Source organism: Pseudoalteromonas mucoides (assembly GCF_049257175.1).
Taxonomy (GTDB): Bacteria; Pseudomonadota; Gammaproteobacteria; order Enterobacterales; family Alteromonadaceae; genus Pseudoalteromonas.
This window is the reverse complement of the sequence record NZ_JBMMUC010000005.1, coordinates 1-14,781: the sequence shown is the minus strand read 5'-3', so window position 1 is coordinate 14,781 and position 14,781 is coordinate 1. Positions and strand designations below refer to the sequence as shown.

Sequence of the window (14,781 nt, the reverse complement as noted above, 5' to 3'; positions counted from 1 at the left end):
AAACACTCAAAACTCTCTCAAATAACGCTTTTTAACAATTTCATATTTAGCTTATTAGGTATCCACGTTATTATTACCTTTTATTATTTGAGGCTTAAAAATGGCACGCTTTTGTTATTCGCTTATTCTTTATCTATTAAGCCCACTAATTATTTTTTATCTATATGCAATAAGAGGTAAAAAAAATCAGGCATATCGCCATCAATTTACAGAGCGCTTTGGGTTTGTAAAAACTAACAAGGCTTGCCCTTTACTTATTCACTGCGCCTCAGTGGGTGAGGTACTTGCTGCAACCCCTTTAATAAAGCAACTACAATCACATTCCCCTGAGTTAGCAATTATTATCACCTGTAATACGCCTACGGGTCGTGAGCAAATAAAAAATAACTTTAAAGACTCCGTGCAAGCACTTTACTTGCCACTTGACTTTCCATTGGCAACAGCCCGTTTTTTAAAGAATATACAACCACAAGCGCTGTGTATTTTAGAAACTGAACTTTGGCCAAACTTAATGGCACAGTGCCGAAATAAAGATATTCCAGTACTAGTATTAAACGCGCGTTTATCGGCAAAATCACAGCAAGGTTATAATAAAATAAAGCCACTAACCAGAGTAATAATGAGCTCAATAACACGCCTTGCAAGTCATAACCAAAAAGATGCACAGCGCTTTAATGAACTGGGCTTAACGCCTGATCAAGTAGTCGTAACTGGCTCAATTAAATTTGATATTCAACCAAACACAGAGCAACTTGAAAAAGTGTCTGAATTAAAATCACTCTATAATCAACAACGCTTTATCTGGGTTGCAGGCTCGACCCACCCGATTGAGCATGAGCTAATTTTACAAGTTCACTCACATTTACTAACGCAGTTCCCTGATGCATTATTGGTTATTGCTCCACGCCATCCAGAACAATTTAATAAAGTTGCCGACCTATTAACTGACTCCTCTCTTACATTTAGCCGCAGGAGCGAGGGGAATTATGCTAATGAGCAAGTATTATTAGCGGATACCTTAGGTGAATTGCAGTGCCTCTACGGGATGGCTAATGTAAGTTATATTGGAGGCAGTTTAATTGAACGTGGTGGTCATAACCCGCTTGAAGCAGCTGCATTTTCTGTTGGAGCAATAGCCGGCCCACATACTTATAATTTTAACCATGTTTACCCAGAGTTAATAGCACTTGGCGGCTGCATACAAGTTAAAACTAGCGACGAACTCTATAAACAACTTTGCTTATATGCAAACGAACCTCAATTATGTGAAGCACTCGGTATACAGGCCAATAAATGCCTAATGAGTAACCAAGGCGCTATTGCAAATACACTCACCATAATTAATCAGTATATTAAATCATGAACAATCAAACCATCACGTTAGCAGAACTACAAACTCGTCAGTGGGTCTCAAATGTTATCGTCAAATACAACTTCTGCCCGTTCGCTCGTAAAGAAGTCGAGAATAACTGTATTCATTATTTTACCAGCCAAAGTGTCAGCATCGATGATGCAGTGATGGAAATGCTTGAACAGTGCAATCAACTTAATTCCTTAGCTGAACGTGAAACAACACTTATCATGTTTGAACAAGGCTTTAGTAATTTTGAAGAGTTTTTAGATTTAGTAGATTTAGCCAATGCTTTATTAGTCGCACAAGGGTTTGAAGGTAAATACCAAATAGCGAACTTTCATCCTGATTATGTATTCGCTGATAGTGATGAAAGCGATGCTGCTAATTATACTAATCGCGCCCCTTTCCCCACCTTGCATTTAATACGTGAAGCAAGTATGAGCGCGGCTTTAGATGAATACAATGAGCCAGAATCTATTCCTGAACACAATATCAATTTAGCGCGCCGTAAAGGCATCGATTTTTGGCAAGCCTTATTGGCCAATTGCAAAAAGCCGAAAGTATAAACTTTCGGCTTTCTTCGTTATCAACCTATTAGTTACTTTTTGACCCACTCACCATTAACTTCAACGAAGTGCCCTGCTTGGGTTTTTTCAATCGTTTTCGCTGCTGCCAATGCTTCTACTTGAGCAAGTGATAAGTTGTTCTTTTTCGCAAGTTTTAAATACTGTGCTTTACGCTTAGCGTTAATTTCATCAACAACCGCTTTCGCCTCTGCATTTTGTACAACCAAACCTAAATAACCTGAGCTATCTTCACCAACAAGCCCTTGATTTTTTGCATTATCTAACGTTATTGCCCAAGCAGAAAATGACAAGAAAACGGCACTTAAAAGTGTAATCACATTTAACTTTTTATTTTTTAATAAACGCATAATTGCTCCTTAGAATAATTCACTATCATCGCCAAATAGATCATCTAGCTCTTTATCAACTTTCACACGAATTTCATGATCAACCTTAACATTTAAGTTAATGGTGATAGGTTCTTTCGCCGCCACTTCAACACGGTGCGTACATGCACTAAGTAAACCCAGCGCCGTAAGTATTACCAGCCATTTAGTCATTTTTAGTTCCTTTTGTTGAATATTCTTGTTCAACCTTTTGAGTAATCTCATCACTTAAACGTAGTGCTCTTAAGAGTGTAAATACATTTTCTTCATGGTTGTAATTAAAATTAACCTGCTGTGCCTGCGCTTCATTGTACCCTTTTAAGTTTACACCTAAATAAAGCCAACCATCAGGATTTAAATCAACACTGCTTTTTAAGCCTTGAATGTCTAAGTCTTCCAATAAGCTTAAAATTGGGCTCAACTCCTGTTGTTGTGCTTTAACTGCATCAAAAGCCGCATTATCAGTAATAATTAGTTTACCTGTTCCTTGGTTTGATAACTCACCCGACTTTACCGAAACACCTTGTTTATCAAAGTAAACAGGCAACCGCCCATTCACTCGACCCGTTAATGTAATACCTGATTTATCATCTAAGGTAATTAATTTACTAGCATCAATATTTTCAAATGTCACCAGAGACTGCTGAGCCTCGTTAGTCACTTTATAGCTATCTAAAGCGAAACGACCACCCAGTACATCACCGGTTAACTGGTAAGCGCGTGCAACAGAGTTATCAACACTTAAATTGCCTGTCATGTTACTCACAACAGCACCCGCACGTAACTCATTGAGTTCAAATGTAGTGGGAGCCACATTAAGCTGACCTGAATTATAATTTCCCGTTAGCCGGCTGCTAAATTGCTTCGCTAAATAATCGTTATATAAGCCACTTAGCTGCTCTACTTGTAATGTAAATTCAGCCTGCTGTAAATTAACATCTCCACGAACAACACCATTAAAGCTACCGTCGGTCAGCGTTGCTAATGGCTCAAACTGCTGTAAAACAGGGTTAAGTTTAGTCGCGGCTTGCTCTGCAATTGTTATCTCAAATGGATGCTCCACAGCAGATATATGATGACTGGCGACTAATTCAACACCATCAATAAAAACGTGATGTGAGGCTTGCAATGCCCGACTTTGCAGTCCTTTTGAGCTTATACGAATATTACTCAGGTTTAAAAAATCACTGTTAAATTGAGCAAGTTTAGTTTCACTGTTTAAATCGACAAACAATTCGCCAACAGCCAAACTTGATGATGCTGATAAATGGTTATTAACATCAAGCAATTGATATTGCTCATAAGCCACTGAGCTTAATTGGCTATTTAAACTAGCTTTTATATTTTGTTTATCATCAAGTTCAGTCGTGAACTGTGCTTTATAATCCTTTGCTGTTAATTTATCAAACTTAAGCTCAGCAAAAGCAAGCTCACTGGTTATATCCACATTCTGTTGAAGTTGTAAAACATTCGCTATTTTAAATTGACCCGTGCTTGCTATCTTTTTAGCTGATGCGGGCAAAAAATTAGGGAGTTCATCGATGCGTAATTGGTACTCGCCATTTATAGCCAAGTTATTCAAAGCTGCATTTACTTCTACCTGTTCAATATCCTCACTGATAAATAACAACTTGATATCGCCTTTGGCTTGCTCTAATGGCTGCTGAAGATTAATTGCTAGGTTTGTCAGGCTGAGCTTCGCGTCACTATTTTTAGCGTTTAATAACATTGACGGCATAACAAGTTGTTCATTTTCAAACTTAATTGTATCACTTATCATGATTTGCCACTTTAAAGGCAGCTGCTTAACTATAAATTCACGCTGTGATTGATTGTTTATTAGCGCCAAACAAGTACTATCAAACGCTACCCAACTCGTTAATTGCTGCGTATCTAACGACACTTTATTATCATTTAAATGGTAGTGAGTATTTACATCACCAAAAGCATTTAGCATCACAGGGCATTGACTAAACGCTTGAGTAAACTCAGCATCTATATCTGACTTTATATCAACGGTCAATCCGTCAAAGGTGAATGCATGCACACTGTTTAATGTAAGCGCGGGTATCGGCTTTATCTTTGTAAGTAATCCATCAGCTAGATTAAAACGACCAGCAACTTTATGATTGTTAACTGCGATCTCAGCTGTAACATCACCTGAAACCACAAATGTATTTAGCCTTTCCTCATCAATGCTAACCGTCAGTTCATCATGAAGTTGTGGATGGGTAATTAACAGCCTTTTGATCTCAATTTTCGGCCGTTCTTTAGGTAAATTAAGTGCCAGTTTTTTGAAGGGTTCATTACTTGATGGATCACTCTCGCTATTATTTAAGCGAAGGTTAGCGCGACCAACGGTTATTTTTTTTGTGTCAGCCACAATGCCACCAAGCTCAATTTGATGACCTTGATAAGTCAGACATAATCGGTTTACGCTTAAGCTAACATTTGAATTGAGTGACCAATCTAAACAATGTAATTCAACGCCAGATTGGCTCAAAGACGGGGCTATAGCCCATTGCGTAATAGGCATACGAAATACATAACCAAGCGTTAAAACACTCAGTAATAAAAACACGATTCCCCATGCGATACGTTTGAACATACTATCCTTAATTTAAACCTTGAACCTTGAACCTTGAACCTTGAACCTTGAACAGTGTAGACAAAAAAGGCTGCACAATGCAGCCTTTTATTTTACAACTAGATTCTGAATCTAGTGTGTATAAATGTAGCTTAACCTACATTTTTACGCGCATTTCTAAACATACGCATCCATGGGCTATCCTCTTTCCACTCATCTGGGTGCCAAGAGTTAGCAACTGCACGGAATACACGTTCAGGGTGTGGCATCATAACTGTTGCACGACCATCTGCTGATGTAATACCGGTAATACCTTCAGGCGAACCATTCGGGTTATTAGGGTATTGCGTTGTTGGGTTACCGTGGTTATCTACAAACTTAACCGCAACAGTGCCTGAATCAACGGCTGCTTTAACAGCTGCATCATTGGCAAACTCTGCATGGCCTTCACCGTGAGAAACCGCGATTGGCATACGAGAACCTGCCATGCCTTTGAAGAATACAGATGGACTCTCTTGTACTTCTACTAAGCTAAAGCGTGCTTCAAAGCGCTCTGATTTATTGGTCACAAAACGTGGCCAATGCTCAGTGCCAGGGATCAACTCTTTTAATGTTGATAACATCTGACAACCATTACATACACCTAAACTAAATGAATCTTGACGTTCAAAGAAGCTTTGGAATTGGTCACGCGCCATATCATTAAACAAGATTGACTTAGCCCAACCTTCACCCGCGCCTAATACGTCACCGTAAGAGAAACCACCACATGCTACTAAGCCTTTAAATTCTTCTAGGCTTAAGCGCCCTTCAAGAATATCGCTCATGTGTACATCAACCGCAGCAAAACCGGCACGGTTAAACGCCGCAGCCATTTCTAGGTGCGAGTTAACACCTTGCTCACGCAAGATAGCCATTTTAGGCTTAGCGCCTGTAGCAATATAAGGTGCAGCTACATCTTCGTTTAAGTCAAAGTTAAGTTTAACATTAAGACCAGGGTCTTTCGCATCAAACTTAGCATCAAATTCTTGCTTAGCACAGTCCGGGTTATCACGACGCGCTTGCATTTGATATGTTGTTTCCGCCCAAGTTGTACGAAGCTCAGTGCGTGTATTATTCAGTACAGCATTACCTGCACGGTTAAATACCACAGTATCATCGTTATTAAGTGTACCAATTTCATGGCTAATAGCAGCAATACCGTGCTCAGCAAATACCGCATTCACAGCCTCTAAATCGCTATTAGCAACTTGGATAACAGCACCGAGCTCTTCGTTATAAAGTGCTTCGATATCAGAGCCAGTTAAACCATCAAGGTCAACAGTTACACCCGTGTGACCTGCAAACGCCATTTCAGCTACTGTGGTAAATAAACCACCATCTGAACGGTCATGATAAGCAAGTAGCTTATTATCAGCGACAAGCGCCTGCATTGCATTGTAAAAGCCTTTTAATAACTCAGGGCTGTCAACATCAGGGGTTACATCACCAAGTTGCTTGTAAACTTGCGCTAAGCTTGACGCGCCCATGCGATTTTTACCCGCACCTAAGTCAACTAAGATAAGTGATGTTTCACCTTTGTCAGTACGTAATTGTGGAGTCACAGTTTTACGTACATCATCAACGCGGCCAAACGCAGTGATGATCAAAGATAACGGCGCAGTAACTGATTTCTGCTCGCCATTTTCATCCCACTGAGTTTTCATCGACATTGAGTCTTTACCCACTGGAATAGTTAAGCCTAGCGCAGGACAAAGCTCTTCACCTACTGCTTTAACGGCTTCATAAAGGCCCGCATCTTCACCTGGGTGACCTGCTGCAGCCATCCAGTTTGCAGATAACTTAATATTCTCAAGGCCACCAATATTAGCACACGCAATATTAGTTAATGACTCAGCCACAGCTAAGCGTGCTGATGCGCCATAGTTAAGTAGTGCCGCAGGAGTACGCTCACCAAGCGACATTGCTTCACCGTGGTAAGTATCATAAGTTGCTGCTGTAACGGCACAGTTAGCAACTGGCACCTGCCAAGGGCCAACCATTTGGTCGCGGGCAACAAGGCCTGTTACCGAGCGGTCACCAATGGTGATTAAGAAGGTTTTTTCTGCAATCGTAGGCAAACGTAATAAACGAGTTGCAGCTTCAGCTACGTCAATTTTGCTCGTATCAAGCGCTTCGCTCACAGCTTTTTGCGTATTCGCTTCACGGTGCATTTTAGGCGCTTTACCTAATAACACATCTAGCGGTAAATCAACTGGGCTGTTATCAAAGTGACTATCAGCAACCGTTAAGTGACGCTCTTCTGTCGCTTCACCGATTACAGCGTACTGTGCACGTTCACGCTTACAAATAGCTTCAAAACGGTCAAAGTCTTCTACAGCTACTGCAAGCACATAGCGCTCTTGTGATTCATTACACCAAATTTCGTGTGGTGCCATGCCTGGCTCATCATTTGGAATATCGCGTAGTTGGAACTTACCACCACGGCCACCATCATTAACAAGTTCAGGGAATGCATTTGATAAACCGCCAGCACCCACATCGTGGATAAATGCAATTGGGTTAGCATCACCTAGCTGCCAGCATTTATCGATAACTTCTTGGCAACGACGTTCCATTTCAGGGTTTTCACGTTGTACTGAAGCAAAGTCTAAATCTTCGTTAGATTGACCTGATGCCATTGATGAAGCGGCGCCGCCACCTAAACCAATGTTCATCGCAGGGCCACCTAAAGCGATTAGCTTAGCACCAACTGGGATATCCCCTTTTTGCACATGGTCGGTACGAATATTACCTAAACCACCGGCAAGCATAATTGGCTTGTGGTAACCACGTACTTCAAATCCATTATGGCTGGTTACTTGCTCTTCATAAGTACGGAAATAACCCACTAAGTTTGGACGACCAAACTCGTTATTGAATGCTGCACCACCTAATGGGCCTTCAGTCATGATATCAAGGGCGTTAACAATACGAGCAGGCTTACCAAAATCAGTTTCCCATGGTTGCTCATAACCAGGAATACGTAAGTTAGATACGGTAAAACCAACTAAGCCAGCTTTTGGCTTAGAGCCACGACCTGTAGCACCTTCATCACGAATCTCACCACCAGAACCCGTAGCTGCACCAGAGAATGGTGCAATTGCAGTTGGGTGGTTATGGGTTTCAACCTTCATCAGGATTTCAATATTTTCTTGATGATAAGCGTATTCACCTTCAGCATTGGGGAAGAAGCGGCCTGCTTTTGAACCCGTCATTACTGCTGCGTTATCTTTGTATGCAGACAAAACGTTTTCAGGGTTTTTCTCATAGGTGTTTTTAATCATCTTAAACAATGATTTAGGCTGCTCTATACCATCGATTGTCCAATCAGCATTAAAAATTTTATGACGACAATGCTCTGAGTTTGCTTGTGCAAACATAAACAATTCGATGTCGTTCGGGTTACGCCCTAACTTTTGGAAGTTTTCTACCAAGTAGTCAATTTCATCATCAGCTAATGCAAAGCCTTGCTCAACGTTTGCATTTGCAAGTGCTTCGCGACCACCGCCTAGTATATCAACAGATGACATTTCACTCGGTGCATCAGTGCGAAATAGCTGTGCTGCAGCATCAAGCGAGCTGTGCGTCGCTTCTGTCATACGGTCGTGCAACAATGCCGCAACTTGAGCAACTTGCTCAGCGTTCAAATCACCTTCAACATAGTAAGCAATACCACGCTCTACACGATGAACCTGCGTTAAACCACAGTTATGCGCAATATCCGTTGCTTTTGAAGCCCATGGCGAGATAGTGCCAGGGCGCGGCGTTACTAACACCAAAGTGCCTGCTGGTGTATGTTCTGCGATCGTTGGGCCGTAGGTAAGTAACTTCTCAAGCTTAGTTTGCTCATCACTTGAAAGCTCTGCTGTTAAATCAGCAAAGTGAGCATACTCGGCGTACACGTTGGTGACTGGAAGTTGCGCCTGTTGGCAACGGGCTAAAATTTTCTGAACTCTAAAATCGGAAAGTGCTGGTGCACCACGAAGGATCAACATAGGTATTTTCATCCGGGGTTAGGGATTGAACGATATTTTAGGTGGCTATTATAGTGCAAATAGCGCTTAGATTTAACTCAAAATTACGCTTTTCGTAAAATTATCTTTTCGTGTATCTATGAACATGGATAAACACAATAAAACTAATCGACAAGTGACGCGATGCAAAAGTTTTGATATAAGGGTATTAGAGCATTACAGGGGCGCACTATGATCAAACAAAAGTTAATAACAATCATTACGTTAGTTATGCTTTTGTGTGCCTGTGATATGCAACAGCAGCCATCTCAGTTAAGCCAAATAAAAACACAGAATAAAATAAGGGTTGGTACTTTAGCTGGCGCAAGTAACTATTATCAAGCTGTTCAAGGCGAGCAAGGCTTTGAGTATGAATTAGCGCAAGAGTTTGCCGAACACTTAGGTGTTGAGCTTGAAATGGTGCCGTTTTTTAATTTATCTGACATGTTTTCTCGACTAGATAACGGCGATTTAGATTTAATTGCTTCAGGCCTAACTTACGATAAAACTCGTGCTCAGCGCTATCGGTTTGGACCAACTTATCGCACTATTAGTCAAAAGCTTGTGTATAAGCAAGGTCGAGTCCGCCCAAGAGACTTTGATGACTTAACAGGTAATTTAACCGTTCTATCAAAAAGCAGCCATTCTTTAGCGCTACAACAAATAAAACAAACTCACCCAAATTTAAATTGGCAAGAAACCGAAGACCTTGATGAAGAAGAATTATTACAAGCTGTGATTGATGGTGAGATTGATTATACACTCGCCGATTCGCACACTTTATCGCTATTTCGTCGCTACCATCCAAATTTAAGTATTGGATTTTCAGTTACTCGCAACGATCCAATTGCTTGGCTGATGCGAAAAGATGGAGATGACTCCTTATATGCGCTAATGGTGCCTTTTTTTGGCGATGTAAAACAAAATAACCAACTCTATGTGCTCGAAGAAAAGTACTTTGGTCATGTGCGTCAATTCAACTATGTGAACACCCTTGCTTATATTGAAGCAATAAAAGAAACTTTACCTAAATATCAGCCTTGGTTTGAACAGTATGCTGGTAGTTTGGATTGGCGCTTACTTGCAGCGTTAAGTTACCAAGAGTCGATGTGGAACCCAACAGCAAAATCACCCACAGGCGTACGCGGGATCATGATGCTTACACGCGGTACGGCAAAACAAGTAGGTGTTACTAACCGCCTGGCACCTGAGCAAAACATTAAAGGGGGAGCTGAGTATTTAGAAAAACTGGTTAAACGTATTCCTGAGCGTGTTCCACAGCCTGATAGAACTTGGCTTGCGCTAGCATCTTATAATATTGGTTGGGGTCATGTGAACGATGCGCGCATTATTACTCAACAACAAGGTGCCAGCCCCGATAAATGGGCTGATGTGAAAAAGCGTTTGCCACTGTTAATCAAAAAGCGTTATTACCGAAAAACAAAATATGGTTATTCTCGTGGTGATGTCGCTGTAAAATACGTTGATAACATTCGTCGTTACTATGACGCGCTAGTCTGGCTTGATGAAAATGATGCTATTAGTGAACCAAATAGCGAACCTGAACCGACTAAAGCGAGCAGCGATATGAAACCGGCCTCTGTAACTGAGCAACAGCCCTCTACAGAAGACGACAAGGTTAAAGCAACTGACAAAACAGACAGCCAAAAGCAAACAAACCAGTAATAACACTAGGGCGTGTTGACCTTTCGTTATTGATTTTGCAGCAGTATGTTTGGTATTTAGGCAAGGCAGAGCCTATGTAGTGTGGTTGTTCCCCATAAATAGGCGATAACGCTGTATAAATTCCAAACATGCACTGCCCAAAGGGTTCTTCCTAGGGGCGATTAACTCTTTGTTGCCTACATGGATTGTAGGTAAGGGGCGTGAGCAGGACGCGGAAGCTTTGCTCGGTTTTTACTTAGCCCGCTAGGTGACAAACCTCGCGCCGCGATTAAATCGCCCCTAGATTGAACAAATTTCAATCCACAAAGGTCAACACGCCCTTAAACAGGTAAAATATCTATTTACTTGTCATCAATTGATCACTAATGTGTGGTATCAACGAATAATCTAAATTAACTATTTCTTGCTTTCACGTATTCAGGAGAAGACATGCTTAAGCGTAGGCGCACACATTCATTTAAACGTAACGTCTTTTTTTCAACCGCGACCCGCCGTAGAATTATGTTGCGCAATTTGCATAAAAAAGTTATTTGGCGACGCCGTATGTTCGCAATGCAGCGGATGTCAGAGCAGAGTGATTCAACACCGTCAAGTTAGGATTGTTGCTCTCGCTTTGCTTGCTTTAGCGCTTTAATCTCCTGACGGCGGCGTTTAAAAAATGCAGAAATAGTGCCTCCACACCGATCAGCTAATACTCCTGAGGTTAGCTCTACTTGATGATTTAATTTAGGTTCTTGCAATAAGTTCATAATGGAACCCGCAGATCCTGTTTTCGCATCAAAAGCCCCAAACACCAGCCGCTTTATTCGGCTATGTACCAAAAGCCCAGCACACATTGAACAAGGCTCTAAGGTTACATAAAGTGTGCAATCAATTAAGCGATAATTTTGCAGTGCTTTACCTGCTTCACGTATTGCGATCATTTCAGCATGGGCAGAGGGATCATTATCTGTGATCGAACGGTTATAGCCAGCCCCAATGAGTTCGTTACCTTTAACAAGTACAGCTCCAACAGGGATTTCATTGAGCTTTTCGGCCTCTTTTGCGTACTCTAACGCTTTTTCCATCCAATACTGATCACTAAATTGCTCGTTCATTTTATTTAATCTTTCATTAATTATTGTTTTATTATACCCACTTAGAGCACAAAAATGACTACCAAGCTGATTAATGACAAAAATAAAACAAATTAAAACCGCTTAAACATGGCTCAGCCTGTGTGATTTGCGCTATAATCTCCCGCTTTTTTTATTTAGCTCACAACACACGGGTAGCAAATGAAATTTCCTGGACGCCGCAGGCATAAACATTATTTTCCGGTGGAAGCCAAAGATCCACTAACGAATCAACTCAACGCCAGTGATAAGTTGCAGCGCAGCTACATCACAGGTATCGATCAAATTGTAGTTGATATCGAAGCAAAAGTTGATCAAGCTTTCCTCGATGAGTTTCAGCTGCGCCGAGGTATGTCGCAAGTAATTGATAGTGAAATCACCAATGCACTTTATGACCGTTTAAAGCTCAACGACATGATCGATTATGAGTTTGCCGGCGGTACAATCGGTAACACTATGCACAACTACTCAGTGCTTGCTGATGACCGTTCAGTGCTACTGGGTGTCATGAGCGAAAACATTAAGATTGGTAGTTATGCCTATCGTTTTCTTTGTAACACCTCCAGTCGTGTAGATCTTGATTACTTGCAACCTGTTGATGGCCCAATCGGCCGTTGTTTCACCTTAATTGATGACACCGGTGAGCGTACCTTCGCAATCAGTGCAGGGTTAATGAATCACTTACGCCCAGAATCAATCGATAAAGAACTTATCGAAAATTCATCAGCTCTTGTTATCAGCGCCTACTTAATGCGTACACAAGGTAATGAGACGATGACAGAAGCTACCATGCAAGCGGTTAAATACGCAAACGACGCTGATGTACCAGTCGTACTAACTCTTGGTACAAAATTCTTAATTGAACAAGATCCAACTTGGTGGGCTAACTTTGTTGCTGAACATGTTGATATTCTTGCCATGAATGAAGAAGAAGGCTTTGCGATCACCGGATTTGAAGATCCACTTCTTGCTGCTGATAAAGCCCTTGACTGGGTTGATCTCGTTATTTGTACAGCAGGAGAAAAAGGCCTATTTATGGCCGGCCACGTTGACGATAAGTTCAAGCGAGAAACTGAATACCCACTTTTACCAGGTGCAATAGCAGACTTCAATCGCTATGAGTTTTCACGCGCGATGCGCAAAATTGACTGTGAAAATCCAATGCGAGCTTACAGCCACACAGCCCCATTTATGGGCGGTCCTGATAGTATTAAAAATACCAATGGTGCCGGTGATTGTGCACTAGCTGCCGTACTTCATGATTTATCAGCAAATGTGTATCATAAGCTTAATGTGGGTAACTCAGCTAAACACCAGCAGCCCGCCATGACATATTCATCGCTAGCGCAAATTAGTAAGTATGCTAACCGTGCCAGCTATGAAGTATTAGTGCAACACTCTCCTCGCTTGTCACGCGGCTTGCCAGAGCGAGAAGATTGCCTAGAGCAAGTTTACTGGGAACAGTAAACTTGTGACTAGAATATAGAAATATCGAGCTTTTTAGATAGCAGCTCCAGAGCTGCTATTCCTGCCACAGAATTACCAAAGCTATTTAACCCAGGCGACCACACAGCAACGGTAAATTTATTAGGTAATACAGCTAAAATTGTACCTGATACCCCAGACTTTCCTGGCATACCAACTCGATAGCCAAAATCTCCCGCAGCATCATATAGACCACTAGTAAAGAGTAACGAATTCAATTGTTTGTTTTGCAAACTTGAAAGAACTTCTTTACCAGAGATATTATCAACCCCTTTATTTGCAAGAAAGTTATAAGCTTTTGCAAGTTCCACGCAGTTAAGTTCAATCGCACAAAAATTAAAGTACGCCCACAACACGTCATCAACTTCATTATGAAAATTGCCAAACGACTTCATTAAATGACCCATCGCAGCATTACGGTGGCGAAACTCATACTCAGAGTTAGCAACTTTCTTATCAATAACTATGGTGTCATTTCCTGACAAAGCACGAAACGTTTCAAGCATGGAATGCATAGGTGCCGATAAACGGCTGTATAAAGCATCACAAGTAACAATAGCCCCTGCATTAATAAACGGGTTACGTGGTAAGCCTTTTTCAAACTCAAGCTGCGTAAGAGAGTTAAAAGCAGTCCCTGATGGCTCTTTACCCACACGATGCCACAGCTCATCACCATAACGTTGTAGCGCCAGTGTTAGTGTCATTACCTTTGATACTGATTGTATCGTAAAGCGCTTAGAGCAATCTCCAGCGCAGAATGTCTGGCCATTGGTGGTATAAATAGCAATTGAAAATTGCTCTGCATCAACCTCAGCTAGAGCAGGAATATAATCAGCGACCTTTCCTTGAGAAAGTAATGGCTGCACCTGTGCCGCAATCTCATTTAACACTTTTTGATAATCAGAATTCACCAATATCGCTCTCACTCTCTATGTCGATAAAAATAAAATTCTAACATGATAGTTGAGATCAGTTGAGGCCATTTGTAGATAAAAATTTGTGAGCTAGTATTTTTCTGGAGGAGGAGAGTTTGATAGACAACCACCGTAAAGGTCATGCTGTTTAAAGGGATATATTGGGCTCTAGGTTGTTGTCGCGTTCTTTTACCCGAGGGTATCAAATACTCAACTCACGCTACGGTGCATAGTTTGACGCTGTGTTGATGAGAGCTGGCGGCTTAAAGCCGAGAGATACACTTTATTTTAGAAACAAAAAAGCCGTTTCATTTCTGAAACGGCTTTCTCTAATTTAAATCCTGGCAATGACCTACTTTCACATAACAAATGCTACACTATCATCGGCGCTGTTTCGTTTCACTACTGAGTTCGGCATGGGGTCAGGTGGGTCCAAAACGCTATTGTTACCAAGAAAATTCTTTTCAATTTTCTTATTATTAATTTTTAAGGTTAAAGTTCTTCAACTAAATTTGGAGCCTGGCGATGACCTACTTTCACATAACAAATGCTACACTATCATCGGCGCTGTTTCGTTTCACTACTGAGTTCGGCATGGGGTCAGGTGGGTCCAAAACGCTATTGTCACCAAGC

10 protein-coding genes and 2 rRNA genes are annotated in these 14,781 nt (G+C 41.3%); 4 read left to right on the top strand and 8 right to left on the bottom strand.

All coding sequences use genetic code 11. The annotated features are described in order from the left end of the window. Positions 1-100: 100 nt before the first annotated feature. Both waaA and AAEU30_RS06935 read left to right on the top strand, forming a co-directional pair. Positions 101-1,363, top strand: coding sequence for a lipid IV(A) 3-deoxy-D-manno-octulosonic acid transferase (waaA, locus tag AAEU30_RS06940; RefSeq protein WP_421959888.1), 1,263 nt, complete (start codon positions 101-103; stop codon positions 1,361-1,363). Further along, positions 1,360-1,920: a DUF1415 domain-containing protein gene (locus tag AAEU30_RS06935; protein WP_421959887.1), complete on the top strand. Its 561-nt coding sequence runs from the start codon at positions 1,360-1,362 to the stop codon at positions 1,918-1,920. The genes waaA and AAEU30_RS06935 overlap by 4 nt, the downstream gene beginning before the upstream one ends. 32 nt (positions 1,921-1,952) lie before the next feature. Here the strand turns inward: AAEU30_RS06935 and AAEU30_RS06930 are convergent, their stop codons facing one another. The 4 genes from AAEU30_RS06930 to purL all read right to left on the bottom strand — a co-directional run bounded on the left by AAEU30_RS06930 (position 1,953) and on the right by purL (position 8,930). Next, entirely contained in the window at positions 1,953-2,288 is a 336-nt protein-coding gene (locus AAEU30_RS06930; RefSeq protein WP_421959886.1) for a YdbL family probable chaperone protein, read from the bottom strand. Positions 2,289-2,297: 9 nt separating this feature from the next. After that, positions 2,298-2,480 carry a YnbE family lipoprotein gene (locus tag AAEU30_RS06925; RefSeq protein ID WP_087533459.1) on the bottom strand — a complete coding sequence of 61 codons (183 nt, stop codon included), beginning with the start codon at positions 2,478-2,480 and terminating at the stop codon, positions 2,298-2,300. Further along, positions 2,473-4,914: an intermembrane phospholipid transport YdbH family protein gene (locus AAEU30_RS06920; RefSeq protein ID WP_421959885.1), complete on the bottom strand. Its 2,442-nt coding sequence runs from the start codon at positions 4,912-4,914 to the stop codon at positions 2,473-2,475. Before AAEU30_RS06920 ends, AAEU30_RS06925 begins: the two co-directional genes overlap by 8 nt. A 131-nt stretch (positions 4,915-5,045) precedes the next feature. Next, positions 5,046-8,930: a phosphoribosylformylglycinamidine synthase gene (gene purL / locus AAEU30_RS06915; protein ID WP_421959884.1), complete on the bottom strand. Its 3,885-nt coding sequence runs from the start codon at positions 8,928-8,930 to the stop codon at positions 5,046-5,048. 210 nt (positions 8,931-9,140) lie between these two features. Between purL and mltF the strand changes: the two genes are divergently transcribed. Further along, the gene (gene mltF, locus AAEU30_RS06910; RefSeq protein ID WP_421959883.1) at positions 9,141-10,634 is read left to right on the top strand and encodes a membrane-bound lytic murein transglycosylase MltF; all 1,494 of its coding nucleotides are present in this window, start codon (positions 9,141-9,143) and stop codon (positions 10,632-10,634) included. Positions 10,635-11,227: 593 nt separating this feature from the next. Here the strand turns inward: mltF and tadA are convergent. Continuing rightward, a complete protein-coding gene (gene tadA / locus AAEU30_RS06905; protein WP_421959882.1) occupies positions 11,228-11,731 on the bottom strand; it encodes a tRNA adenosine(34) deaminase TadA in 504 nt (167 codons plus the stop codon). 180 nt (positions 11,732-11,911) lie between these two features. Between tadA and AAEU30_RS06900 the strand changes: the two genes are divergently transcribed. Continuing rightward, complete coding sequence (locus AAEU30_RS06900) at positions 11,912-13,216, top strand: inosine/guanosine kinase (protein WP_421959881.1); 1,305 nt, start codon at positions 11,912-11,914, stop codon at positions 13,214-13,216. A gap of 8 nt (positions 13,217-13,224) precedes the next feature. Here the strand turns inward: AAEU30_RS06900 and glsB are convergent, their stop codons facing one another. The 3 genes from glsB to rrf (AAEU30_RS06885) form a co-directional block, all read right to left on the bottom strand. Further along, positions 13,225-14,148 (bottom strand): glutaminase B, encoded by a 924-nt coding sequence (gene glsB / locus AAEU30_RS06895; protein WP_087533454.1) that lies wholly within the window; start codon positions 14,146-14,148, stop codon positions 13,225-13,227. Between the two features lie 339 nt (positions 14,149-14,487). Next, positions 14,488-14,602 (bottom strand): 5S ribosomal RNA (gene rrf, locus AAEU30_RS06890). 63 nt (positions 14,603-14,665) lie between these two features. Then, positions 14,666-14,780 (bottom strand): 5S ribosomal RNA (gene rrf / locus AAEU30_RS06885). Position 14,781 lies beyond the last annotated feature (1 nt).

Excerpts from the sequence above, each read along its gene's own strand:
- mltF (WP_421959883.1), top strand. The coding sequence starts at position 9,141 with ATGATCAAACAAAAGTTAATAACAATCATTACGTTAGTTATGCTTTTG.
- tadA (WP_421959882.1), bottom strand. The coding sequence starts at position 11,731 with ATGAACGAGCAATTTAGTGATCAGTATTGGATGGAAAAAGCGTTAGAG.
- AAEU30_RS06930 (WP_421959886.1), bottom strand. The coding sequence starts at position 2,288 with ATGCGTTTATTAAAAAATAAAAAGTTAAATGTGATTACACTTTTAAGT.
- waaA (WP_421959888.1), top strand. The coding sequence starts at position 101 with ATGGCACGCTTTTGTTATTCGCTTATTCTTTATCTATTAAGCCCACTA.
- AAEU30_RS06925 (WP_087533459.1), bottom strand. The coding sequence starts at position 2,480 with ATGACTAAATGGCTGGTAATACTTACGGCGCTGGGTTTACTTAGTGCA.
- AAEU30_RS06935 (WP_421959887.1), top strand. The coding sequence starts at position 1,360 with ATGAACAATCAAACCATCACGTTAGCAGAACTACAAACTCGTCAGTGG.
- AAEU30_RS06920 (WP_421959885.1), bottom strand. The coding sequence starts at position 4,914 with ATGTTCAAACGTATCGCATGGGGAATCGTGTTTTTATTACTGAGTGTT.
- AAEU30_RS06900 (WP_421959881.1), top strand. The coding sequence starts at position 11,912 with ATGAAATTTCCTGGACGCCGCAGGCATAAACATTATTTTCCGGTGGAA.
- purL (WP_421959884.1), bottom strand. The coding sequence starts at position 8,930 with ATGTTGATCCTTCGTGGTGCACCAGCACTTTCCGATTTTAGAGTTCAG.